General features: G+C 58.6%; 21 protein-coding genes. 20 read left to right on the top strand and 1 reads right to left on the bottom strand.

The genetic code is table 11. The features are described from left to right. Positions 1-107 precede the first annotated feature (107 nt). The 20 genes from EWH21_RS15440 to EWH21_RS15345 all read left to right on the top strand — a co-directional run bounded on the left by EWH21_RS15440 (position 108) and on the right by EWH21_RS15345 (position 23,089). Positions 108-1,244, top strand: a complete 1,137-nt coding sequence (locus tag EWH21_RS15440) for a DegT/DnrJ/EryC1/StrS family aminotransferase (RefSeq protein WP_277698762.1) — start codon at positions 108-110, stop codon at positions 1,242-1,244. Beyond that, positions 1,234-1,740 carry an acyltransferase gene (locus tag EWH21_RS15435; protein ID WP_175254280.1) on the top strand — a complete coding sequence of 169 codons (507 nt, stop codon included), beginning with the start codon at positions 1,234-1,236 and terminating at the stop codon, positions 1,738-1,740. The genes EWH21_RS15440 and EWH21_RS15435 overlap by 11 nt, the downstream gene beginning before the upstream one ends. After that, on the top strand, positions 1,709-2,698 hold the full coding sequence (locus EWH21_RS15430; RefSeq protein ID WP_277700624.1) for a Gfo/Idh/MocA family oxidoreductase: 990 nt from the start codon (positions 1,709-1,711) through the stop codon (positions 2,696-2,698). Before EWH21_RS15435 ends, EWH21_RS15430 begins: the two co-directional genes overlap by 32 nt. Then, the gene (locus EWH21_RS15425; RefSeq protein ID WP_277698761.1) at positions 2,695-3,672 is read left to right on the top strand and encodes an NAD-dependent epimerase/dehydratase family protein; all 978 of its coding nucleotides are present in this window, start codon (positions 2,695-2,697) and stop codon (positions 3,670-3,672) included. Before EWH21_RS15430 ends, EWH21_RS15425 begins: the two co-directional genes overlap by 4 nt. Continuing rightward, positions 3,669-4,757, top strand: coding sequence for a DegT/DnrJ/EryC1/StrS family aminotransferase (locus tag EWH21_RS15420; protein ID WP_277698760.1), 1,089 nt, complete (start codon positions 3,669-3,671; stop codon positions 4,755-4,757). The genes EWH21_RS15425 and EWH21_RS15420 overlap by 4 nt, the downstream gene beginning before the upstream one ends. A gap of 13 nt (positions 4,758-4,770) precedes the next feature. Next, positions 4,771-5,283: an acyltransferase gene (locus EWH21_RS15415; protein WP_277698759.1), complete on the top strand. Its 513-nt coding sequence runs from the start codon at positions 4,771-4,773 to the stop codon at positions 5,281-5,283. After that, positions 5,280-6,614, top strand: coding sequence for a hypothetical protein (locus EWH21_RS15410; protein WP_277698758.1), 1,335 nt, complete (start codon positions 5,280-5,282; stop codon positions 6,612-6,614). Before EWH21_RS15415 ends, EWH21_RS15410 begins: the two co-directional genes overlap by 4 nt. Then, on the top strand, positions 6,607-8,067 hold the full coding sequence (locus EWH21_RS15405) for an oligosaccharide flippase family protein (RefSeq protein WP_277698757.1): 1,461 nt from the start codon (positions 6,607-6,609) through the stop codon (positions 8,065-8,067). Before EWH21_RS15410 ends, EWH21_RS15405 begins: the two co-directional genes overlap by 8 nt. Positions 8,068-8,166: 99 nt before the next feature. Next, positions 8,167-9,996 carry an asparagine synthase (glutamine-hydrolyzing) gene (gene asnB / locus EWH21_RS15400; RefSeq protein WP_277698756.1) on the top strand — a complete coding sequence of 610 codons (1,830 nt, stop codon included), beginning with the start codon at positions 8,167-8,169 and terminating at the stop codon, positions 9,994-9,996. Positions 9,997-10,057: 61 nt separating this feature from the next. Then, entirely contained in the window at positions 10,058-11,362 is a 1,305-nt protein-coding gene (locus EWH21_RS15395) for a glycosyltransferase (protein WP_175254288.1), read from the top strand. After that, positions 11,359-12,576, top strand: a complete 1,218-nt coding sequence (locus EWH21_RS15390) for a glycosyltransferase family 4 protein (RefSeq protein ID WP_277698755.1) — start codon at positions 11,359-11,361, stop codon at positions 12,574-12,576. The genes EWH21_RS15395 and EWH21_RS15390 overlap by 4 nt, the downstream gene beginning before the upstream one ends. Then, positions 12,577-14,988 carry a hypothetical protein gene (locus EWH21_RS15385; RefSeq protein WP_277698754.1) on the top strand — a complete coding sequence of 804 codons (2,412 nt, stop codon included), beginning with the start codon at positions 12,577-12,579 and terminating at the stop codon, positions 14,986-14,988. Positions 14,989-14,996: 8 nt separating this feature from the next. Further along, on the top strand, positions 14,997-15,854 hold the full coding sequence (locus EWH21_RS15380) for an SDR family oxidoreductase (RefSeq protein ID WP_206596539.1): 858 nt from the start codon (positions 14,997-14,999) through the stop codon (positions 15,852-15,854). Positions 15,855-15,973: 119 nt separating this feature from the next. Continuing rightward, positions 15,974-16,984 carry a nucleoside-diphosphate sugar epimerase/dehydratase gene (locus EWH21_RS15375; RefSeq protein ID WP_277698753.1) on the top strand — a complete coding sequence of 337 codons (1,011 nt, stop codon included), beginning with the start codon at positions 15,974-15,976 and terminating at the stop codon, positions 16,982-16,984. Continuing rightward, a complete protein-coding gene (gene wecB, locus EWH21_RS15370; protein ID WP_277698752.1) occupies positions 16,977-18,104 on the top strand; it encodes a UDP-N-acetylglucosamine 2-epimerase (non-hydrolyzing) in 1,128 nt (375 codons plus the stop codon). The genes EWH21_RS15375 and wecB overlap by 8 nt, the downstream gene beginning before the upstream one ends. A gap of 2 nt (positions 18,105-18,106) precedes the next feature. Beyond that, positions 18,107-19,069: an SDR family oxidoreductase gene (locus tag EWH21_RS15365; RefSeq protein WP_277698751.1), complete on the top strand. Its 963-nt coding sequence runs from the start codon at positions 18,107-18,109 to the stop codon at positions 19,067-19,069. Beyond that, positions 19,066-20,082, top strand: coding sequence for a glycosyltransferase family 4 protein (locus EWH21_RS15360; protein WP_277698750.1), 1,017 nt, complete (start codon positions 19,066-19,068; stop codon positions 20,080-20,082). The genes EWH21_RS15365 and EWH21_RS15360 overlap by 4 nt, the downstream gene beginning before the upstream one ends. Further along, positions 20,079-20,666: an acetyltransferase gene (locus EWH21_RS15355; RefSeq protein WP_277698749.1), complete on the top strand. Its 588-nt coding sequence runs from the start codon at positions 20,079-20,081 to the stop codon at positions 20,664-20,666. Before EWH21_RS15360 ends, EWH21_RS15355 begins: the two co-directional genes overlap by 4 nt. Positions 20,667-20,675: 9 nt before the next feature. Beyond that, positions 20,676-22,676 carry a nucleoside-diphosphate sugar epimerase/dehydratase gene (locus tag EWH21_RS15350; protein WP_277698748.1) on the top strand — a complete coding sequence of 667 codons (2,001 nt, stop codon included), beginning with the start codon at positions 20,676-20,678 and terminating at the stop codon, positions 22,674-22,676. 89 nt (positions 22,677-22,765) lie between these two features. Further along, positions 22,766-23,089 (top strand): helix-hairpin-helix domain-containing protein, encoded by a 324-nt coding sequence (locus tag EWH21_RS15345; RefSeq protein WP_175254297.1) that lies wholly within the window; start codon positions 22,766-22,768, stop codon positions 23,087-23,089. A gap of 272 nt (positions 23,090-23,361) precedes the next feature. On the opposite strand, the gene EWH21_RS15340 is transcribed toward EWH21_RS15345, so the two are convergent. Then, positions 23,362-23,565 (bottom strand): IS3 family transposase (locus tag EWH21_RS15340; protein ID WP_277698747.1); only part of this gene is annotated, 204 nt, incomplete at its 5' end.

The following is a 23,565-nucleotide window of genomic DNA, read 5'->3' as shown; positions in this document are numbered from 1 at the left end:
ATGTTATCCAGCATTGTTGGTAAAGAATCTGTGCATCCTCATTGTTTATGACTATCACCCCTCTTGCTGGTACAGTGCCGGCCGTTCCGGTCGCCTCGTCAAGGAGATTGAAAATTAACGTTCCCTTTATCGACCTCAAGCGCCTGGAGCCCGGTTTCCACGCGGCGCTGATGGAAAAATTCCATGCCATGACTCTGGGTGCCCAGTTTATCGGCGGTACTGAGGTAGCTACGCTTGAAAGCCGTCTGCAGGCCGAACTGCAGGTCGCGCATGCAGTGACCTGCGCCAACGGTACCGATGCCCTGCAGCTGGCGCTGCGTGCAGTGGGTGTGGGCGAGGGCGACGTGGTGCTGGTGCCGAACGTGACCTTCTGGGCGACCTTCGAGGCTGTGGTGAATGTCGGCGCCAGGCCGGTGACGGTGGATGCAGACCTCAGCGATGGCGGCGTATGCTTCGAAGCCTTTGCTCAGGCAATCCGCGAGTCCCGGCCCAAGGCAGCACTGGTGGCACACCTGTATGGCTGGGGCACTGCCCGTCTGCTCGAATTGCGTGCGTTGTGCCGCGATCAGGGCGTGGTGCTGGTGGAGGACGGTGCTCAGTCCTTTGGCGCCCGTTATCAGGGTGCGCCCATCTACAAGGGTGCGCACATCTCGACTACGTCCTTCTATCCGGCCAAGGTGCTGGGCGCTGCTGGTGACGGTGGTGCAGTGTTCACCGATGATGCCGATTTGGCCGACAAGGTCCGCCGCCTGGGCAACCATGGCCGCACTGCCCACTACGGCTACGGTGACGTGGGTTGGAACTCGCGACTGGATTCGCTGCAGGCGGCCTTCCTCAACCTGGCGCTGGATCACATCGAAGCACGGGTCGCCTCGCGCCGCGAGGCCGTGGCGTTTTACCAGAAGTACCTGCCGGCCACCGGCATCCAGCTGATGAATGCGCCGGCCGGCTATGAAGAGAACGGCTACTGCAATGTCTGTCTGGTGCCGGATGCCGCACTAAAGGCCAGCCTGGAGGCTCGCCTCAAGGCCGAGGGTATTGGTTTTGGCAATATCTATCCCAGCGTCATGTCCAGTCAGCCTGGCGCTGCGGCCTACATCAAGGGCCATTTTGGCGGCCAGGTCGGCGAGCAGTTGTGTGCCTCTGTGTTGAACCTGCCGCTGTTCCCCTACATGAAGGAGGCCGAGCAACTGCGCGTGGTCGAAGTTGTCGGTTCGGTGCTCGGAGATGGCAATGTCCGCTAACGATCTCTACATCCATCCCAGTGCCAATGTTTCGGACAAGGCCAGCATTGGCGCTGGTACCAAGGTCTGGATCAACGTACAGATTCGCGAGAACGCAGTGATCGGCGAGGGCTGCATCCTATCCAAGGACGTCTATGTCGACCACGCTGTGAAGATTGGCAGCCGTTGTAAGATTCAGAACAGCGTCTCGGTTTACAACGGTGTGGAGATTGGCGATGACGTGTTCGTCGGGCCTAATGCCTGCTTCACCAACGACAAGGTGCCACGCGCCTTCAATGCCGACTGGACGATCACTCCAACGCGCATCGAAGACGGTGCCAGCATCGGCGCCAACGCCACCATCGTATGCGGCATCACCATTGGTGAGTTCGCCATGGTCGCCGCTGGCAGTGTGGTGACCAAGGACGTTGCGCCCTACACCCTGGTCATGGGCAACCCCGCACGTGCGGTGGCTCGTATTGACCGTGAAGGTAATCGCGTTTCTGGAGATGTTTGACGTTATGCAACAAGTGCTCAAGGTAGGCCTGATCGGCCTTGGTAACATGGGGCGCAACCATCTGCGCGTACTGTCGATGCTCAAGGGAGTCGATTTGGCCTTTGTCGCCGATGCCAATGCCGAAGTCGCCGCTAGAGCCGGTGAGGCGCATGGCATCCCTGGCGTGGTCGACCCGACACCGCTGCTGGCCGACGTCGATGCGGTGGTGATCTGCACTCCAACTGTGACCCACGCCGACTACATCCGCCTTGCTGCAGGCCATGTGAAGAACATCTTCGTCGAGAAGCCGCTGGCCGCCACCCTGGATGAGGCGCGGGAAATTGCGACCTTTGCCAGGGACAAGGGGCTCAATGTTCAGGTCGGATTCATCGAGCGTTTCAATCCCGCAGTGCAGGCACTTAAGACGGTACTTGATCGTACCGAGCGCGTCATCAGCCTGGACTTCACCCGAACCAACAAAGTCAGCGCGCGCATCACCGATGTCGATGTGGTGACCGATCTGATGATTCACGACATTGATTTGGCCCTGTACCTCAACGGCCCAGCCCAGTCGGTAGCCGCACACGGCTTTGCACACGGCGACATGATCGACTTCGCCTCGGCACTCATCACCCACGAGAACGGTCAGTTCTCGCGCATCCAGGCCAGTCGCGTGACGGACAAGAAAATCCGCCAGATCGAAGGCACCTGCGTCGATATGTTCGTTGACTGCGACCTTCTGCGTAAAGAAATCCTGATCAACCGCCAGTCCGAGACGCGTGATAGTGGCAGCCTGCCCTACGCCATATCGGCGATCCAGGAGGCTGTCGCCGTTCCACCACAGGAAGCCCTGCTGACCGAACTGCAGGCATTCATGGCTAGTTGCCGTCAGCCGGCCGCCGGTCAGGTTCCGGGTGTCGACGCTGGTGTCGATGCAATGAAGATATGTGCACAAATTCAGGCGGCGGTTCAGGCATGACGATTCGAGAAGGTTTTGCGGGCAAGGGTATTCTGGTCACGGGCGGCGCCGGCTTCATCGGCAGCCACCTGGTGGACCGCTTGCTGGCCGAAGGTGCCGCTCACGTGGTGGTGATCGACAACCTCTTCGTCGGCTCTGAAGACAACCTCGTCGAGGCCCTGGCCAGCGGCAAGGTCACTTTCTATCGCGATGACGCTGAGTTGAGCACCAGTCTGGAGTACATCTTTGCCAGCCACGCTATCGACGTGGTGTTCAACTGTGCCACCAAGGCGCTGAACTACTCCTTCCTCAATCCGGCCAATGCCTTCGACACCAACGTCAAGGTTGTGCTCAATCTGCTCGAGCTGCAGCGCCGTGGGCTGTTCAAGACCTTGTGCCACTTCTCCACCTCGGAGGTGTATGGTTCGGCGGTGTACGAGCCGATGGACGAGGCGCATCCGCGTAACCCCACCACCACCTACGCCGCGGGCAAGGCTGCGGCCGATCTGGCGGTGGAGAGCTACGTGCGTATGTTCGGCGTGGATGCCTATATCGTCCGCCCGTTCAACAATTACGGGCCACGGCAGAACCACAAGGGCATGCTGGCCGGGGTGATCCCGATCACTGCCGTGCGTCTGCTCACCGGCGGCATCCCGGAAATTCATGGCGAAGGCACCCAGAGCCGTGACTTCATCTATGTCCGTGACACCGTGGATGCTGTGGTCAAGCTGCATACCGTGCTGCCGTCTGGCGAAACGGTGAACATCTCCACCGATAACCAGATCTCGATCAATGAGCTGATCCCACGCATCTGCAGCCACTACGGCTACAGCGGCGAAATCCTGCGCAAGCCCGCGCGCCATTCCGACGTGCTGTCGCACAACGCCAGTAACGAGAGGGTCAAGGGGCTGATCCAGTATTCGTTGACCCCGTTCGAGCAAGGGTTGGCGGAAACCCTGGACTGGTACACCCATCTGATTGGAAGTCGCGTATGAGCCAGATCCGTTTGATGAGACCCTATATCGGCTTCGATGAAGTCGAGGCCGAGTTCCGCGAGGTGTTTGATAGCGGCATCTTCACCAGGGGGCAGCATGTCGAAGCGTTTCGTGCAGAGCTGGCTGCCTATGCCGGCGTCAAGCATGCTTTCCTGACCACCTCAGCAACCACTTCGCTATGGATGTGTCTGAAGCTGTTGGAGGTTGGCCCGGGTGACGAGGTGATCGTCTCCGACTTCTCGTTCCCGGCGTCGGCGAACGTGATCGAGGATCTGGGCGCACGGCCGGTGTTCGCCGATGTCTGCCCGGAAACCTTCAACATGCGTCCTGAAGTGCTCGAAGCCCTGATTGGCCCGCGTACTAAGGCTGTCATCTTCGTCGATGCTCTGGGCAACCCGACTGGCATTACTGCGATCAAGCGCATTTGCTCGTCTCGCAGCATACCCTTGATTGAGGACGCCGCCTGTGCCATTGGCAGCTCTGAGAACGGTGTTCGTTGTGGTGCGATTGCCGACCTGACGTGCTTCAGTTTCCATCCGCGCAAGCTCATCAGCACCGGTGAAGGCGGTGCGATCACGACTCATAGCGACGAATGGGCGCAATGGCTCGCCGTCAAGCTGGCGCATGGCGCCTCCGGCATGAAGGGTGTCGCGCTGGATTTTGTTGATTACGGTTACAACTTCCGACTGTCCGAGCTGCAGGCAGTGATGGGGCGCAAGCAGTTGGCGAAGATCGATGCCATCGTCCTAGAACGCAACGGCATCCGTGAGCGATACGTGGAGCAGCTTTCCGAGCTGGGTTTCGTTGCGCAGAAGGTGGGCTCCGGCGTGGTCCACAACGTGCAGTCGATGGTGTTCAGGGTGCCCGAAGGATGTGATCGGAACCAGCTCATTGCCGATCTGCGTGGCACAGTGGAAACCACTATCGGTACCTATGCTTTGAGTTCAGGCAGCTACTTCTTGAACAAATACCGTGATGCACAGCCAACGGCGGCGAAGCTCGAAGCTACCACTATCACCTTCCCGTGCTTTACCGGGCTGGACGTAGATGCAGTGGCTTCAGCCGTGCGTGCCGTTCTGCGTTGAGGGAGGGGAGAGGGTGGAGTTGCTGAATCAGTTGAAGCGCTTCTGGCTGGAGCGCCGACGTGAGGTGGACGACCGTTTCAAGCGCACTCTGCCCCTGGGTGACTACATCGTGGATCGCTGGGAGAAGGCCCGGGAGCTGGGGTTTGGCGAGGGCGCGTCTATCTATGACAGCAGTCTGGTGTTTGGTGATGTCCGTGTGGGTGAACATACCTGGATCGGACCGTTCACTCTGCTGGATGGGTCGGGTGGTGGACTGGAGATTGGTTCGCACTGTTCGATCTCGGCTGGTGTGCAGATATACACCCACGATACGGTGGAGCGCTCTCTGAGCGGCGGTAAGGCCCCGATAGTTACCGCGCCGACCCGCATCGGTGCCAACTGCTACATCGGCCCCAATAGCGTGATCGTCAAAGGTGTGACCATTGGCGATGGCGTGGTTATCGGTGCCAATAGCCTTGTACTGAAAGACGTTCCGGCAGGCAGCAAGGCCTTTGGTACACCCTGTCGGGTGGTGGGACGATCTTGAGTTCTGCTGGGCGAAAAATTCCACGGGTATTTGTTGGGCCGGTAGAAATCGCGGGTATCGCAGGTGCTCTGGCGGAGGGTTTGCGTGCGTTGCAGGTCGATGCTCAGGTGATACTCAGCATTGTCCATCCCTTCAACTATGGCGATCAGTCCCACTCATGGCTAGTCAGGACATGGCAACGGATTGGCGCTGCTCGTAATGCGACAACACGCGATAACCTGCTGCGCAAATTACTGCTAGTGGCGGCACATGACCTGTGGGGCTGGCTCGTACTGCTGCGGGTTATCACCCGCTTTGATGCCTTCATCTTCATCTACGGCCAGACCATTACCAACTCGGCTTTTGAACTCTGGCTGCTCAAGCGTCTCGGAAAAAAGATCGTTTTCGTTTACACCGGCAGCGACAGCAGGCCTCCTTACATGGATGGCGGCTGGTTTCCAGGCCAGGTGGCAGATAAACTGCCTTTACCTACGGCATTGCTGAGTACAGTCCGCCGCTGCAAGCGAAAGCTCCGTCTGCATGAGCGCTATGCCGACTATCTGGTTAATTCACCTGCTACTGCTCACTTCCATGAGCGCCCATACATCAACTGGTTTGCTCTGGGCATTCCCAAGGCCTTACCTGTCTGTCCCAGGATTGCACCGCGGCATGCAGGCAGACCGGGACCTGTAAGAGTGCTGCATGGGCCGTCGAACCCTCTGGTCAAGGGCACCGCCGAGATTCTTGAGGTGCTGGACCGGCTGCGGCGCAAAGGGCATTCGATTGAATTGGTGAAAATTCAGGGTATGCCGAACGAGGTCGTGCTGCAGGAACTGGCTCGCTGCGATTTCATCGTCGATCAGTTGTACGCGGACACACCCTTGGCGGCCTTTGCCACCGAAGCGGCTTTTTTTGGCAAGCCGGCCGTTGTTGGGGGCTACTTCGCCGAGGCGATTGATCAGTGCCTTGAATCAGCCGATATTCCGCCGAGTCTGTTTGTTGCGCCGGATGATATTGAAATGGCCATCGAGCGGTTGGTGGTGGACTCGGCGTTCCGTGTGCAACTGGGTGAGCAGGCGCGACAGTTCGTCCTGTCTAGCTGGAACCTGAAGGGCGTAGCGGGGCGCTATTTACAGTTGCTGAATGGCGATGTTCCCAGCCAGTGGTGGTGTGATCCGGCTGCCGTGCGCTATCTGAGAGGATGCGGGCTCCCACAGGGGCGCAGCAGAAAACTGGTAGCGTTGCTGCTTGAGCACTTTGGCTCGAGCGCCTTGCAGGTGCAGGACAAGCCTGGCCTGGAACGTGCTCTGGTCGAGTTCGCCCGAGTGGGTGAGGAGCCGGTAGATGCTTAAGGCTGCATTGCGCGACAGCCTCGTATACGGCCTGGCGTCTGTATTTTCCAAGGGACTGGCGATCTTCTTGCTGCCGCTCTATACCCGTGTACTGTCGCCAGGCGACTACGGCGCTTATGACCTGCTGATTACCCTCGGGGCGCTGGCCAATCTGGTGGTGGCCCTGGAGATTGCCCAGGGCCTGGCGCGCTATTGGGCCGATGCACCCGAACCGGCCGAGCGTAAACGCCTGGCCAGCACCAGCCTGTGGTTCAGTGTGCTGATGTATGGATTGTTTTTGCTGATCGGTCTGCTGGCTGCGCCGCAGCTCAACGTGCTGGTGCTGGGCGATGCCCGCTACCTGGATGCGTTTCGCCTGGGGGTCGGCTTCATTGCGGTCAACGGCATCTATTACTTGCTGCTCAACCAGTTCCGTTGGGAGCTGCGCAGCAAGGCCTATGCCTTGGCCAGCGTGGCTTATGCGTTGTTCACGCTGCTGTTTGCCCTGGTTTTCTGCCTCTGGCTGGACTTCGGGCTGGTCGGAGTGATGCTGGCTCAGCTAATGGCGGCGCTGCTGTCTGGCCTGCTGTGCCTGTGGCTACTGCGCCGGACCTTCGGTTGGCTGTTCGATGTGGGTCAGCTGCATGCCATGCTGCGCTTTTCAATACCGCTGGTGCCGGCCGGCCTGGCGGTGTTCATCAGTCTGTATATCAACCGTTTTGCCCTCAATCACTTCGGTAGCCTGGAGGATGTGGGGCATTTTGGTATTGGTAGCCGTATCGCCGGCCTGGCGGCACTACTGATCCTGGGGATTCAGGCGGCGCTGACGCCGCTGGTCTACCAGCACTATCGAGACCCGCAGACGCCAGGCCAGATCGCCCGACTGTTCAGCTGGTTCATGGCGGTGGCACTGGCCGGCTGCCTGTTCCTGGCGCTGTTTGCCCGCGAACTGCTGATGCTGTTCGCGACCCCCGAGTTCATGGCCGGTGCGGCGCTGGTGGGTGTGCTGGCGCCATCGCTGCTGCTCTCGCAGATGTACATCTTCGCGCCGGGTATTGCCATTGCGAAGAAGACCCACTGGCAGCTTTGGGTGACGCTGCTGTCGGCGGTGGCCAGCGTGGCTGGTAACTGGCTGCTTGTGCCGCTTTGGGGGATCTGGGGGGCGGCGCTGGCCACCTTGCTGGCATCCACGCTGTTCTTCTTTTGCTGGCTGTCGCTCAGTCAACGTCTGTACAGGATTCCTTATGCCTGGCGGGCATTGCTGCTGTCGAGCCTGGGCTTCGTGGTGTGCGCCGGGGTGGGCGTGCAGCTTGAGGCAACGGAGCTGGCGCTGCCTTTGACGCTGTTGCTCAAGAGTCTGCTGATGTGTGTGCTGCTGGGGCTGGTCGTGGTATGCGGGCTGTTGCCCCTGGCAGACCTGAGGGCCCTGCTGCAGCAACTAAGACGCCGTGTGAGTGGATCTGCTCGTGTGTGATTTGCAAGGCGGGATCGCCTTGTCTTTGGAGATTGGATAGTCATGTGCGGTATCACGGGGGGGTGGTGGCCTGGCAGGCCGGCCAAGCTGGACGAGAGGTTGAGTCAGGCGCTGGCGGCGATGCACAGGCGTGGCCCGGATGACCGTGGCTACGAGCTGTACACAAGTCAGGGCGGGGTGACTGCGCTCGGGCATACCCGGTTGTCGATCATCGACCTTTCTGCGGCAGGGCATCAGCCTATGCAGTCGCAGGACAAGGCCGTGTCGATCGTCTTCAACGGCGAGATCTACAACTATCGCGAGCTGCGCACGGAGCTGGAGCCGCTGGGGCATCGCTTTGTCTCCGGCTCGGATACCGAGGTGCTACTGGCTGCCTGGCGTCAGTGGGGGCGCGCGTGCCTGCCGCGGCTGGTGGGCATGTTTGCCTTCGTGGTGTTCGACAGCGCGCGGGGTACCCTGACCTGCGTGCGCGATGCCTTTGGCATCAAGCCGTTCTTCTACACCCGTGAGCAGGGCAGCTTTCTGTTCGCCTCCGAGGTGGCGGCGATCAAGGCGCTCAAGCAGGAGCGGGTGCAGCTGGACTGGCAGCGCGCCTACGACTACCTGGTGCATGCCGACTACGACAGTGGCGCGTACAGCTTCCTCGATGGCGTGCTGCACCTGTTGCCCGGCCACCTGGTCGAACTGGATCTGACTTCTGGTGCGCTGGGTGAGCCGCAGCGCTGGTGGACGCCATGCATCGAGGAACGCAGTGACCTCAGTTTTGCCGATGCCACCGAGCAGTTGCGCGAGCGCTTCCTGTCTAGCGTGCGGCTGCATCTGCGCAGCGACGTGCCGCTGGGCGCGGCGCTATCCGGTGGCATCGACTCCTCTGCAGTGGTCTGTGCCATGCGTCATGTGGCGCCGGATTTGCCGATCAACACCTTCAGCTACATCGCCCAGGGCAGTGCGATGTCCGAGGAGGTGTGGGTCGACCGAGTCAACCAGCATGTGGGCGCCCGGCCGCACAAGGTGATGGTCAGTGGCGACGAACTGGCCCGCGATCTGGACGACATGATTGCTGCGCAGGGCGAGCCCTTCGGTAGTACCAGCATCTACGCTCAGTACCGAGTATTCCAACTGGCCCGCGAGCAGGGCGTGACCGTGACCCTGGACGGGCAGGGTGCCGACGAGATGCTGGCCGGCTATAACGGTTATCCGGGGCAGCGCCTGCGCAGCCTGCTGGAAAAAGGCCGGCTGGCCGAGGCCTGGCACTTTCTCGACCAATGGGCGCGCTGGCCGGGGCGCAGCCGTATGGCCGGAGCCAAGCGCGCGGCGGCGGAAATGAGCCAGGGTACGCTCTACGATGTCCTGCGCCGGCTCAATGGTATGGACAGCCTGCCGCGCTGGATTCGCTCGGCGTCGCTTGAGGAGCGCGGTATCATCCGTCGCTACCCGCGCCAGCTCGCTCAGGCCGGCAGTGCCGGGCGGCGGGTGATGGCCGAACTGGCCCTGTGCCTCACTCAGCGCGGGTTACCGGCGCTGCTACGCCATGGGGATCGCAACTCGATGCGTTTCTCGGTTGAGAGTCGTGTGCCATTTCTCACCCTGGACATGGTCGAGCTGGCGCTGTCGATGCCCGAGTCCTACCTGATTTCCCCGCAGGGCGAGACCAAGCACATTTTCCGCGCAGCCATGCGAGGAATAGTGCCGGATGATATCCTCGACCGCCGCGACAAAATCGGCTTCGCCACGCCCGAGCAGGAATGGCTGTTGGGCATGGCCGGCCAGGTGCGCAGCTGGCTCGTCGAAGACCTGCAGCTACCGTTCCTCGATCAGGCAGCCATGCTGGCCGAGTTCGACCGCGTGATGGCGGGCAAACAGGCGTTTTCCTGGCAGGTCTGGCGCTGGATCAATTTCTGTCGTTGGTATCGCACGTTCATGGACTAGGCCGTCCGATGGACGGCATCAATCCTTTTACCCTCGGTTGTTAATCAGTTAGGCGCGTGGCGTGAAGATCCTCATTATTTCCAGTTACTTTGGCCCGGAAACCTCCGTTGGCGTGCTCAGGGTCAATGCGTTCGCGAACCACTGGTCCCGTCAGGGGCATGAAGTGCATGTGCTGACCATGCCTTTCACCGGGGAGCTACCCGCCGGACTAAGGAATAATCCTCTTATTCACGTACAGCAGATCGCCCCTTGGCTGATTCGCGGGGGCCAGGCCGGCGGAGTCCAAGGTTACTCCAAGGGGGTGAAGGGCTGGCGCCGGGTGCTGCTGTCATTCCAGTACTGGCTGAAGCGCCGGTTGCTGAGCAATTATCTCGATCCGCGCGTGCTCTGGTGGCCGCGCGTGGCGCTCGTCGGGCGGAGCCTGCTACGTGAACAGCATTTCGACCTGCTCTATTCGACGGTGCCGTCGTACACCGCGCACTCTGCGGCGGCCTGGATCAAGCAAGGGAGCCGACAGCTGTTCTGGGTCGCCGACTATCGCGATCTGTGGGCAGGCAACCCGATCTTTCCCGGCTGTGCGCCGGTGCGGGCCTTCGAGCGCTGGCACGAGCGCACGGTACTGGCCCGCGCCGACCTGATCTGTTCGATCAATACGCCGTTGCTGCAGGAATTGCGTGAACTGCATGGTCCACGCGATTACCTGGAACTGCCCAACGGCTTCGAGGATAGCGAGGTTGATGTGTTCCGCAATGCGGCTCGGATTAGCCTGCCGGCAAAGGTGAACATCGTCTATGCCGGGAGCATCCTGCCGGGCCTGCAGAATCCAACCCCGCTGTTCTTGGCAATTCGTCAACTGGTGACTGAAGGGCTGCTGGCTGAGGGTGACCTTGCCATCTCTTTCTATGGGGACTATGCCGCGCTGGACGACTTCCCGGTTGCCCGCGATCCGCTTGTGGCGCCTTTTGTAAAACTCGCCGGCAAGGTACCCCGGCAGGAAATCCTGGCGGTGCAGAAGAGCGCTGACTTCCTGCTTTTCCTCGGTTCGCAGCCAGTAGCTGATGGTGTCGGTTCGACCAAGGGTGTGGTCAGTGGCAAGATCTTCGAGTACCTGATATCTGGCACTGAAGTGCTGGCTGTTGGGGTTACCGACGATATGTTGGTAGCAGATATGCTGCGCCAAGCAGCTGTCGGCACCCATTATGCTGCTGACGTGGCGCGGATTAGGCAGCGCCTGTTGGCTGCTGTTCAGGGCGAAACGGCCAAGGTGCAACCGAATATGGACTACCTTGACCAGTTCAGACGCAGCGTCCAGGCCGCTGCACTGCTGGATCAGGTGAGAGCCCTCAAAGGTAGCGATCGACTATGAGGATTCTCGTACTGTCGCAGTACTTCTGGCCGGAAAGCTTCATCATCAACGACGTCGTGCGCACGCTCGACGAGCAGGGCCACGAGGTGGTGGTAGCCACCGGCAAGCCTAACTACCCTGACGGTAAAGTTTTCGATGGCTACCGTGCTGCGGGTACGCAGCGCGAACGTTACCAGGGGCGTATCGAGGTGCTGCGGGTGCCGCTGTGGCCGCGTGGGCAGGGTGGCGCGAAGAATCTGGTCCTCAATTACCTGTCCTTTGCCTTCAGCGGTCTGCTGTGTCTACCTTGGATGCTGCGCGGGCGCGAGTTCGACGCCATCCTGGTGTTCGCCCCATCACCGATCACCCAGGCGATACCCGCGATCCTGCTCAAATGGTTGAAGAGGGCGAAACTGGCTCTGTGGGTCCAGGACCTCTGGCCAGAAAGTCTTGCCGCCACCGGGTTCATCCGTAATCCGCGTGTGCTCAAGGCAGTGGGGTGGATGGTCAAGGCCATCTATCGCTGCTGCGATCTTCTGTTGGTGCAGTCCCAGGCTTTTGTCGAGCCGGTTGCCCGCTACGCGGAACGTCAGAAGATTATTTATTACCCCAATTCCATTGATGTCCAATACTCTCGCGTAGTAGGCATCCCGGAGGATTTGATCGAGACCCTGGATAATCACTTTTGCGTGACCTTTGCCGGCAATCTCGGGACGGCTCAGGCCCTGGAAACTCTGGTTCAAGCCGCTGTTCATCTGCGTGATGACCCAGATATTCGCCTGGTTTTGGTGGGCAGCGGTAGTCGCTTGCCCTGGCTCCAGGCACAAAAGCAGGCCCACGGGCTGGATAATCTGATCCTTCCTGGGCGCTTCCCCATGGAGGCTATGCCGTCGATCTTCGAACGCTCATCCGCGCTGCTGGTTTCCCTTAATGCAGAACCCATATTTGCCCAGACCATACCCAGCAAGATTCAGGCTTATCTTGCTGCTGGTAGGCCTATAGTTGCAGCCCTTGATGGCGAAGGAGCGCGTGTTGTGCATGAGGCGAAAGCAGGGTTGGCATCTCCGGCCGGGCAGGTGCTGCCGCTGGTCGCGAACATTCGCAGCATGTTTGCTTTGAGTGCTGAAGCACGCGCCGCAATGGGAGGCTCCGGGCAGGCATATTTTACTGAGCATTTTGAAATGCAAATGCAAACCCGCCGCCTCACGGAGTTGTTAGAGCAGGCGTGTAAATAAATGACCTTGTACCTGTTTCCTGCAGCATTCATGGCCAACACGTTTGCCATGATGTTGGTGATGATCGGCTTGAGTCTTTTGGGGCGATCCGAGCTGGCAGCTGATTTCGGGATCGTTCATGGTGCTACTGTCGCCTTGTTTTATGCGTTCTCCGGTAATGCTCGTAGCTTGATTATCGGCGGTAGCCAGATTGGTACTGTTGATATTCTGCGTCTTCGCAGCCTGATGGTGGCCCCGCTCTTTGTTCTGGCATTCGCGCTCAGTGTGGGTGTCGTGGACGTGCAATGGCCGATTGCCTTGCTACTCGTGAGCCGGCGCGCTTGTGAGTGGCTCGCTGAGGTGTTTCTCAGTGAGCATGAGGTCAACAGGTCCGGCAACCTGGTGCTGTGGTTCTTCCTTACCCAGGGGGCATTAAGCCTGGGTCTGCTTCTGGTTTTGGGATTTGATGCGCCATTCTCGCTGGCCGTTTTGGCGGTCTGGGCATTCTCTCCTCTGCTCTGGAGTGTGCGTGGGAGCTTGCTGCATTCGGCGTGGAATAGTCACAGCAATATGCTCATTGTGCGTAGCATGTTGCCGCACCTGGGCTCCACCGCAGTTATCGGTGTCTGCGTCTATGTATTTCGGCTATTCATTCTGCACCTGACTGGTAAGTCGGTCGCCGGGGATTTGTTTGCTGCGTTTGCCATAGGCGGCATTCTCGGGGCGGTCTTTTCGCAGGTCCTCGGGCCTACCCTGGTCAAAGCCGAGCGGGATGCTGGCGGCGCTCCTCTGTTGCCGACAGTGTTGACGATTGCCTGTGCACTGTCGTTGTTCGGAGGAATTGCGTTATCAGGTGTTGTGCTCGTATTCCCGACTGCACTGGATTGGACTGGTAAAGGCAACCTGTTCTGGTTTGCCATAGGTTGTTCGCTTGTCGGCGGTGTAGTCATGGTGTTGGCACAACGAATTCGCTTGCGGATTCTTCAGAACAGTGCTGGGCAGGACGTATTTGGTTCGGACATGCTCGCTAATGTGTTGCTGATCAGTTGCGTACCATTCTTTTATTATGTTCTAGGTGTTGAGTCGCTGGCCGCCTTGTACTTGTCGGGGGCGCTGCTCTCGCTGATTTTCTATGCCACTGAGGCCAAGGGGTTGTTTATGGGGGGGGGCTTTATGTCGCGGGTCAATCACTGGATATTGCCGGTGCTCGCATTCCTGTTATTCGTTCCCGTGTTCTTTCAGCTGTCGAACGGTTTGTTCCGCGATATGTCCGGTCATTTCAGTAGTGAGGGCAATTTGTCGTTGCTGCCTTTACCTCTGTCCATTGCTGCGTGTTGTGCCGGGATCGTTTTGTTGGGAGGGTATGCCCGGGCGCGGGGTACGCTGGTGGTGGTGTTCCTGACGTTCATGGGTATGTTGTTCAGTACGGTACTGCTTGCCTCTGAGCATGGTGCTTACGAACGAGCCAAGTTGATCCTGTTGATCCAGTATATATTGCCGATGTTCGCGCTTGTCCTGGGGCAGCAGTTTGGTTATCGTCGCGAGGCGTTGAATTGTCTGGGGCTTGTGTTGTTCTGGATACTACTGGTAATTATCCCTTTGCAGTTGGCCTTTACGCTTGGCTCCGGTTTGAGCTATCTGTCTCCTTCGGTTTTTTTATTCAGTATTTATCAGCATCTACAGTATGTGCCGGTACTGTTCGCCGGGGGGGGGTTGATTGCGCTGTTCGCTTTATGGGAGCGCCCGCGTATGCAGCCCTGGCTTCTGCTGCTTTCGCTGCTGATGGGGCTTTATGCAGCGCTTTCTTTGTCAATGCTTGCAATGGCCCTTCTATTGGTTGGTGCGGCCTGTTTTTCTGTGCGTTACCTGCGCGTCTCGTCGGGACGCTCGGCATGGGTGTTTGTACTGGTGTTGATAAGCCTGGTGCTCGGGTTTTACTACATTGCGAACGCTCAGGTTCTGGGGCAAAAATTTGGTGTTGACATAGAGGGCGGTGGACCGAAAAACCTGCAGGAACGTATCGTCTACTGGCGCTACTATCTGGCCGGGATTGGTGAGAGTGGTTACTCACTGCTGCTGGGGCATCTTAACGCCCCAGATCGCAACAGCTACCCCAGTGCCCATAATTATTATCTGGACTTCACCTATAACTTTGGCCTGTTGGCGCTTTTGCCGATACTGAGCCTGCTTGCATGGACGTTGCATCGGCTCCTGCGTCATTTTGGAGTGCTATGGAATCACCCGGCTACATTGGGTGTTGCGGGTGTCGTAGTGTTTCTCTTACTGGCAGACAACAGCCTCAAGGTCGGGATGCGACAGCCATATCCCGGTATCATTACGTTCTTTCTATGGGGTGTGCTAGTAGCCTGGTTGTTCCGTCTGGATGCATCTGGCACGGATGCAGCAGAAATTGCCCCCACCAAAAACGGATAACGCAAGCGATGAAGATTCTGGTTCTGGGCGTAACGGGTATGTTGGGGAGCGCGGTATTCCGGGTGTTCGCCCAGGAAGCTCAATATGAAACCTGGGGAACCCTACGCAACCGTTCGGGGCTTAAATTTTTTGTAGAGTCCGATCAGGCCCGTTTGGTGCCGGGGGTCGATGTGTTGGATCAGGACATGCTGATTGCCGTCCTGGGCAAGGTGCGGCCGGATGTAGTGATCAACTGCGTGGGCCTGATCAAGCAACTGGCCGATGCCAAGGACCCTCTCACGGCATTACCCATAAACGCCATGCTGCCGCATCGTCTTTCTCGTCTCTGTGCGCTGGCCGGAGCACGATTGATTCACGTAAGCACCGATTGTGTGTTTTCAGGCCGCAAGGGTGGCTATCTGGAACGTGATCTTTCCGACGCCGAGGACCTGTACGGAAAATCCAAGTTCATCGGTGAGCTCAATGATCAGCCGCAGGCGATTACCTTGCGTACCTCTATCATTGGTCATGAGCTGAGTTCGAATTATGCGCTGATCGATTGGTTCCTTTCCCAGCAAGGGGCGGTGAAGGGGTTCTCTCGGGCCATTTTCTCGGGGTTGCCGACGGTCGAGCTGGCTCGGGTAATGAAAGATTTCGTGGTGCCACACCCTGAGCTGAGTGGGTTGTATCATGTCGCCGCTGAGCCCATCGCCAAATTGGACCTGCTGCAGTTGGTGGCGGCGCAATATCGCAAGACAATCGAGATTCAACCCGACGACACGCTGGTCATAGACCGTTCCCTGAACGGCTCACGTTTCTCCGCAGCTACAGGGTATCTGGCTCCGGCCTGGCCCGAGCTGATTCGTCGGATGCACGAGCAACGGTAACAAGGGCGTTGGACGACGATTGTCGCCCTCGCGTCAGCCCCGCTCCCGTAGGGTGGGGCCTTACTACACTACAAATAGTCGCGCATGCACAAGCCTGCGCCCGTGGCCTGGAAAGTTTTATGTTTGACGACAAGGTATTGATGATCACCGGTGGCACCGGTTCCTTTGGGCATACGGTGTTGCGGCGCTTCCTCGATACCAATGTGCGCGAGATCCGCATCTTCTCCCGTGATGAGAAGAAGCAGGAAGACATGCGCATTGCCCTGGCCAATGACAAGGTCAAGTTCTACATCGGCGATGTTCGTGACTACGACAGCCTCAAACAGGCCATGGCCGGTGTCGACTACATTTTCCATGCCGCGGCGCTTAAGCAGGTGCCGTCCTGCGAGTTCTACCCGATGGAGGCGGTGCGTACTAACGTCAACGGTACCGAGAATGTGCTCAATGCCGCCATCGCCAGCGATGTGAAGCGCGTGGTAGTGCTCTCGACCGACAAGGCTGTGTACCCGATCAACGCCATGGGCATCTCCAAGGCCATGGCAGAGAAACTTATGGTCGCCAAGTCGCGGATGATTCCCGAAGGTGGCACAGTGGTCTGTGCCACCCGCTACGGCAACGTGATGGCCTCGCGCGGTTCGGTAATTCCTCTGTTCATCGATCAATTGCGCAGCGGCGAGCCGCTGACCGTGACTGATCCGCAGATGACACGTTTTCTGATGTCGTTGGAAGACTCGGTCGATCTGGTTCTGCATGCCTTCGAGCATGGCGAGCAGGGCGACTTGTTCGTGCAGAAGGCGCCCGCCTCAACCGTCGGAGATTTGGCCCAGGCGCTCAAGGAGTTGTTCGGCCTCGACAACCCGGTGCGAGTCATCGGTACTCGGCATGGCGAGAAACTTTACGAGTCGCTGGTATCGCGCGAGGAAATGGCCAAGGCCGAGGACATGGGGCGCTACTACCGCATCCCAGCCGATAACCGCGATCTGAACTACAAGAAATACTTCGTCGAGGGCGAGGAGAAGATCTCCGAGCTGGACGACTACACCTCGCACAATACCCATCGCCTGGACGTACCCGGCATCAAGGAGCTCCTGCTCAAGCTCGATTACATCAAGGAGCAGCTCGATGCTTAAGGTCATGACGCTGGTCGGGACCCGCCCGGAACTGATCAAGATGAGCCGGGTGATCGCCGAGATGGATCGCCAAGTCAACCACGTGCTGGTGCACTCGGGGCAGAATTACGACTACGAGCTCAATCAGGTCTTCTTTGACGATCTGGAGATCCGCAAGCCCGATCACTTTCTCGGTGCCGCTGGCGAGACCGCCGCGCAGACCATCGCCGAGGTGATTGCCAAGGCGGACGCCGTATTCGAACTGGAAAAGCCTGATGCGTTGCTTCTCTATGGCGATACCAATACCTGTCTGGCGGTAATAGCTGCCAAACGTCGTAAAATTCCGGTTTTCCACATGGAGGCGGGCAACCGCTGCTTCGATCAGCGGGTTCCGGAAGAGCTCAACCGCAAGGTGCTCGATCATCTCTCCGACATCAACCTGGTGCTTACCGAGCATGCCCGTCGCTATTTGATCGCCGAGGGCATTCGCCCTGAGACCATCATCAAGACTGGCTCGCATATGCACGAGGTGCTGGATTACTACCGGCCGAAGATCGAGGCCTCCGACGTGCTTGCCCGCGAGGGGCTTGAGGCCGGAAAGTTCTTCATCGTCAGCACTCATCGTGAAGAGAACGTCGACACGCCGGACAACCTGCGCGATCTGCTTGCCACCTTGCGAGCGCTGGCCGACGAGTATGGCTTCCCGCTGATTGTCTCGACCCATCCGCGTACACGTAAGCGACTGGAGACGCTGGGAGAATCGCTGGATCACCCACTGATCCGCTTCTCTAAGCCATTCGGTCTGCTCGATTACATCAAGCTGCAGATGAACGCCTTCTGCGTGCTTTCCGACAGCGGCACCATCACCGAGGAAGCCTCTCTGCTCAACCTGCCAGCGGTGACGCTGCGCAATGCTCATGAACGCCCTGAGGGTATGGATCAGGGCACGTTGATCATGAGCGGGTTGAAGAAGGATTCGGTGTTGGCTGCGGTCAGGGTCATCACCAGTCAGCATCAGGCCGGTGAGCGAATGATCCCGCTGGTGCCGGACTACGAGGGCGGTCCAGTATCGCTGCAGGTGGTGCGGGTGGTGCTCAGTTATACCGACTACGTAAACCGTACTGTCTGGCGCAAGGACTGAGCATGCGTGTTCTGCTGACTGGCGCCAGCGGCTTCGTTGGCCGTGCTGTGCAGGCGCGTCTGCTGGCCGACGGTTTGCATCGGTTGCGCTGTGCCCAGCGCAAGGCTCCGGTTGTTCCGCTTGCCGGGGTGGAGTACTGCCTGGCTCCCTCGCTGGAGGCTGAGGCCGACTGGTCGCAGGCTCTCGCGGATGTGGATGCGGTCATTCACTGTGCGGCGCGGGTGCATGTGATGCATGAGCAGGCCGCCGATCCACTGGCGGAGTTTCGTCGAGCCAACGTAGAGGGCACGCTACGTCTGGCTCAGCAGGCTGTTGCTGCGGGCGTGCGACGTTTCGTCTTCGTCAGTTCGATCAAGGTCAATGGTGAGCAGACTCTGCCGGGGCAGGCTTACAGAGCTGACGATGTTTCGGATGCGACGGACCCTTACGGCATCTCAAAACGAGAGGCTGAGGATGAATTGCTGGCTCTTGCTGCTGAAACAGGGCTGGAGGTGGTCATCGTTCGTCCGCCGTTGATCTATGGCCCTGGGGTCAAGGCCAACTTCTTGAGCATGATGCGCTGGCTGCAGCGGGGTGTACCGTTGCCGTTCGGTGCTATAGGTAACCGCCGCAGTCTGGTTGCATTGGATAACCTGGTGGATTTGCTGGTTGTGTGCCTTACCCATCCGGCGGCCAGCGGGCAGCGTTTTCTGGTTTGCGACGGTGAGGATCTATCTACTACCGAGTTGCTGCGACGTCTGAGCGCCGCTCTCGGGCGCTCTGCACGGCTCTTGCCGGTGCCGCAGGCGTTGATTGAGTGGGCTGCGATCTTGCTGGGGCGTCGCCAGCTTAATCAGCGCCTGTGCGGCTCCTTGCAGATCAACATGGACAAGACCCGCGAACGACTGGGGTGGGCTCCACCTCTTTCCGTTGATCAGGCTTTGGCCAAGACTGCTGCGCATTACTTAAAAGAAATATCTAAATGAAAGTTATGGTTCTGATGCTGGTCATCGCTGTCTTGGCGTGGGGGCTGACAGCGTTGCTGCGACGCTATGCGCTGGCCCGCAGTCTGATGGATATACCCAACGCGCGTAGCTCGCATAGCCAACCAACGCCTCGTGGAGGTGGGGTCGCCATTGTTGTGGCATTCCTCTTGGGGCTGTGCTCTACGTCTGCTGCAGGTCTGGATCTACCCGTTGAGATTTATTGCTTGCTGATGGGCGCGGGTGCGGCAATTGCATTGCTTGGATTCCTGGATGACCACGGGCACATAGCTGCTCGCTGGCGTTTGCTTGGACATTTCGCTGCTGCTGCTTGGGCACTTTTCTGGCTCGGTGGGCTGCCGCCGTTGACAATACTTGGGCTCTCAGTTGATTTTGGTTGGTTGGGTTATGTGCTGGCCTCTTTGTATCTGGTTTGGTTACTCAACCTTTACAACTTCATGGATGGAATCGATGGTATTGCCAGCATCGAGGCGATCTGTGTTTGTGTAGGGGGCGCCCTGTTGTATGTCCTCCAGGGGCATGCTGAGGCTGCAGCACTGCCGCTGTTGTTGTCATTTGCGGTGGCGGGATTTCTCTACTGGAATTTTCCCCCTGCAAAAATTTTCATGGGTGATGCGGGGAGTGGCTTTCTGGGTGTCGTGCTTGGCGTGCTTTCCTTACAGGCAGCGTGGATCGATCAGTCCCTGCTTTGGGGCTGGCTGATCTTGTTGGGTGTTTTTGTTGTGGACGCGACCTTTACTCTACTTCGGCGTTTGCTGCGCGGAGACAAGGTGTATGAGGCTCATCGAAGCCACGCGTATCAATACGCTGCACGTCAGTTTGGTCGTCACCTGCCGGTTACTCTGGCGGTAGGCATGATCAATCTCTGCTGGTTATTGCCAGTAGCCATTTGGGTAGCGCAAGGCGGCGATGGTTTAGTCGGACTATTGTTGGCTTACGTACCTTTGATCGTGCTGGCTATCAAGTTCCGTGCTGGCGAACTGGAGCGCAGATGAGCCAGTTACGTAAATTGCTCGTTCTTGGGGGCGGTGGTCACGGCAAGGCCGTTGCGGAGGCTGCGTTACTTTCTGGTGAGTGGCAGCAGGTAGTTTTCCTTGACGATAGATGGCCTGAGCTGAAGATCGTTTGTGGGCTGCCTGTGGTTGGTGATCTGCGCCACTTGGCTGAAAATGCAGGAACAACTGACGGAGCTATCGCGGCGGTTGGCAATAATGGCTTGCGCCGCACCTGGCAACGAAAGATCACCGCTGCAGGCGTCCCCTTGGTCAGCGTAGTTCACCCTCGTGCTTGTGTAAGTCCTTCAGCTTCAATCCGCCCAGGTTCGGCCATCATGTCACTGGCAGTAGTGGGTACTGAGGCGCGCGTGGGGCAAGGGGTGATTGTCAACGCGGGAGCGGTGGTCGACCATGACGTGACGTTGGACGACTATGCGCATCTTGGCGTAGGTGTCTGCTTGGCTGGCGGAGTTACGGTCGGCGAGGCTGCTTGGCTTCAGGCCGGTTGCAGTGCCGGATATGGTGTCGTAATCGAGCCGGGTTTAGTCATTGAGCCTGGCAGGGCTCTGATTGCCAAGGATTGAGGTGTTGGGATGATTCGTCGACGAATAGAGTTGTTACGCCGATCTCTTCTGCATTTGTCCCGTCGGGAAAAGCGGGTTCTTCAGCTTGCGGTTGACGTAGTGCTTATTTGGCTCGCGCTGTGGTTGTCCTTTGCCGTTCGTATGGGAGATTGGGATGCTGCCAGACCTTTTTCTGGTCATGGCTGGCTGTTTTTGTTGGCGCCTGTTATCGCACTTCCCATTTTCATCAGGTTGGGTATGTATCGTGCGGTAATGCGTTATGTGGGCAATGATGCTCTTGTGACGATAGCCAAGGCAGTGACCTTGTCTGCATTGCTGCTATCTCTGGCTGTTTATTGGTATCGCGGGCCGACGGCCCTCGTTCCAAGGTCCATGGTTTTCAATTACTGGTGGCTGAGCCTGCTGCTGCTGGGTGGTTTGCGCTTGACCATGCGCCAGTTCTTTATCGGTGATTGGTTTGAGCCGTTTACCCGCAAGCGCGATATCGAGTCCTGCACGTCCAAAGTGGCCATATATGGGGCTGGGGCGGCCGGTAATCAACTCGTAGCAGCGTTGCGTTTGGGTAAAACGATGCGTCCAGTTGCGTTCATTGATGATGATTCCAGTATTGCTACTCGCACGATTGCGGGGCTGCGTGTTTACTCGCCCAAGCACATTCAGCAAATGATCGACGAGACGGGGGTGACAGAGGTTTTGCTGGCAATGCCCTCGATTCCTCGAGCGCGTAGGCGAGAAATACTCGAGGCGCTGGAGCCGCACGCGCTCCATGTGCGCAGTATCCCTGGTTTCATGGATCTGGCCAGTGGGCGAGTGAAGGTCGAAGACCTTCAGGAGGTCGACATCGCTGACCTTCTTGGTCGTGATGCGGTGCCGCCTCGCCAGGATCTGTTCGAGCGCTGCATCAAGGATCAGGTCGTGCTGGTAACGGGAGCCGGTGGTTCCATCGGTTCCGAATTGTGCCGGCAGATACTGGCCAGTGGTGCGCGCACCTTGCTGCTTTTCGAGCACAGCGAGTTCAATCTCTACAGCATTCACAACGAGTTGCAGCAGCGGATCGAGCGGGAGTCGCTGTCTATCCGGCTGGTGCCGATTCTGGGGTCTATTCGTAACTTCGAGCGCTTGTTCGACATTCTGCAGACCTGGCGGGTGAATACCGTTTATCACGCCGCGGCTTACAAGCATGTGCCGATGGTCGAGCACAATGTTGCCGAGGGGGTGCTGAACAATCTGGTGGGTACCACCAATGCTGCGCAGGCCTCGATCAAGGCGGGGGTCGCCAACTTCGTGCTGATTTCCACGGACAAGGCCGTGCGTCCCACCAATGTCATGGGCAGCACCAAGCGCCTGGCCGAGATGGTGCTGCAGGCGCTGAGTCGTGAGTCGGCGCCGTTGCTCTTCGGCCAGGAGCAGGGCGTCCACCAGGTCAACAAGACGCGCTTTACCATGGTGCGCTTCGGTAACGTGCTGGGTTCTTCCGGTTCGGTCATTCCGCTGTTCAGGGAGCAGATCAAGCAGGGTGGGCCGGTGACGGTGACGCATCCGAACATCACGCGTTATTTCATGACCATTCCCGAGGCTGCGCAGCTGGTGATCCAGGCGGGGTCGATGGGGCAGGGCGGCGACGTGTTCGTGCTCGACATGGGCTCGCCTGTGAAGATTGCCGATCTGGCTGAGAAGATGATTCGCCTCTCCGGACTTTCCGTCCGCGACGAGAGCACGCCGCATGGCGACATCACCATCGAGTTCACGGGCTTGCGTCCCGGCGAGAAGCTTTATGAGGAGCTGCTGATTGGCGAGGATGTGAAGCCGACCGAGCATCCGATGATCATGCGTGCCGAGGAGGACATGCTGCCCTGGGAGGAGCTCAAGGCGCGTCTTCAGGCGCTGCTGGCAGCCGTCGACGAGGATGACTACGCGCGCGTGCGCATGTTGCTGCGCGAGACGGTACATGGCTACGTGCCTGAGGGTGAGATCGTCGACTGGATCCACCTGCGAAACCGGGAGCGCTGAGGCGAGGATTTGACAGCCGGGGGATAAGGTGTAGTTTGGAGGGCGAAGCCAAGAAGGCTTCGCTTTTTCATTTACAAGGAGTGTTTCCCATGTTGAAAGTCCGTCTTTCTTCACTGCTTTTGGCTGTCCTCGTTTCCCTTCCCCTGGCCGTGACTGCAGCAGAGTCCCCAAAGACCGAGCCTGCGAAAGCGGCTGCCACTCAGGTGGCGCAAACCGGTCTGGTCAATCTGAATACTGCTGATGTGGCAACGCTGCAACGTGAGCTTGCCGGCATCGGTGCGACCAAGGCTCAGGCGATCGTCGCGTACCGTGAGGAGCACGGTGATTTCGCCACGGTCGATGAGTTGCTGGAGGTGAAGGGAATTGGCGAGGCGACGCTGGAGAAGAATCGCGACAAGCTGAGTGTGAAATGACGCTTGCGGGCGTCCCTGCCCAGGCCGGTCCTTGACCGGCCTTTTGCGTTTTTGTGGGTGCTGACCGGGGCCAGTCCAGGAGCAGGGAGTGGGAAGACGCCAACCAGGTGGCGATTCACGCGGCCCCGAAGGGGTGGGCGAAGCGAATAACCTGGGACATAGTCCCTGGTGAGAGTCCGCAGGCAATAAAAAACCAGCGCTAGGCTGGGCTTTTGAATTTGGCTCCGCGACTTGGACTCGACAGCGAAGCTGAATGAATCGCCCCAGGTTTCCTAGACACTCTCCAAGCTCTGAAAATAGCGCTTTTCATACTCCACTGGCGATAGCTGCATAGCGCTGCTGTGCCGGCGCTTGGGGTTATAAAACATCTCGATGTAATCGAACACATCACTGCGAGCTTCTTCGCGGGTGCTGTAGGTTTTCCGTCGGATGCGCTCCCGCTTCAGTAACTGGAAAAAGCTCTCCGCGACCGCGTT

This window comes from Pseudomonas sp. REST10 (genome assembly GCF_029542605.1).
Taxonomy (GTDB): domain Bacteria; phylum Pseudomonadota; class Gammaproteobacteria; order Pseudomonadales; family Pseudomonadaceae; genus Aquipseudomonas; species Aquipseudomonas khazarica.
Note: the sequence above shows the minus strand (reverse complement) of the source record. Positions and strands in the feature narration are given on the sequence as shown.

Excerpts from the sequence above, each read along its gene's own strand:
- EWH21_RS15390 (WP_277698755.1), top strand. The coding sequence starts at position 11,359 with ATGAGGATTCTCGTACTGTCGCAGTACTTCTGGCCGGAAAGCTTCATC.
- EWH21_RS15420 (WP_277698760.1), top strand. The coding sequence starts at position 3,669 with ATGAGCCAGATCCGTTTGATGAGACCCTATATCGGCTTCGATGAAGTC.
- EWH21_RS15360 (WP_277698750.1), top strand. The coding sequence starts at position 19,066 with ATGAAAGTTATGGTTCTGATGCTGGTCATCGCTGTCTTGGCGTGGGGG.
- wecB (WP_277698752.1), top strand. The coding sequence starts at position 16,977 with ATGCTTAAGGTCATGACGCTGGTCGGGACCCGCCCGGAACTGATCAAG.
- EWH21_RS15375 (WP_277698753.1), top strand. The coding sequence starts at position 15,974 with ATGTTTGACGACAAGGTATTGATGATCACCGGTGGCACCGGTTCCTTT.
- EWH21_RS15365 (WP_277698751.1), top strand. The coding sequence starts at position 18,107 with ATGCGTGTTCTGCTGACTGGCGCCAGCGGCTTCGTTGGCCGTGCTGTG.
- EWH21_RS15355 (WP_277698749.1), top strand. The coding sequence starts at position 20,079 with ATGAGCCAGTTACGTAAATTGCTCGTTCTTGGGGGCGGTGGTCACGGC.
- EWH21_RS15380 (WP_206596539.1), top strand. The coding sequence starts at position 14,997 with ATGAAGATTCTGGTTCTGGGCGTAACGGGTATGTTGGGGAGCGCGGTA.
- EWH21_RS15405 (WP_277698757.1), top strand. The coding sequence starts at position 6,607 with ATGCTTAAGGCTGCATTGCGCGACAGCCTCGTATACGGCCTGGCGTCT.
- EWH21_RS15435 (WP_175254280.1), top strand. The coding sequence starts at position 1,234 with ATGTCCGCTAACGATCTCTACATCCATCCCAGTGCCAATGTTTCGGAC.
- EWH21_RS15345 (WP_175254297.1), top strand. The coding sequence starts at position 22,766 with ATGTTGAAAGTCCGTCTTTCTTCACTGCTTTTGGCTGTCCTCGTTTCC.
- EWH21_RS15425 (WP_277698761.1), top strand. The coding sequence starts at position 2,695 with ATGACGATTCGAGAAGGTTTTGCGGGCAAGGGTATTCTGGTCACGGGC.
- EWH21_RS15385 (WP_277698754.1), top strand. The coding sequence starts at position 12,577 with ATGACCTTGTACCTGTTTCCTGCAGCATTCATGGCCAACACGTTTGCC.
- EWH21_RS15350 (WP_277698748.1), top strand. The coding sequence starts at position 20,676 with ATGATTCGTCGACGAATAGAGTTGTTACGCCGATCTCTTCTGCATTTG.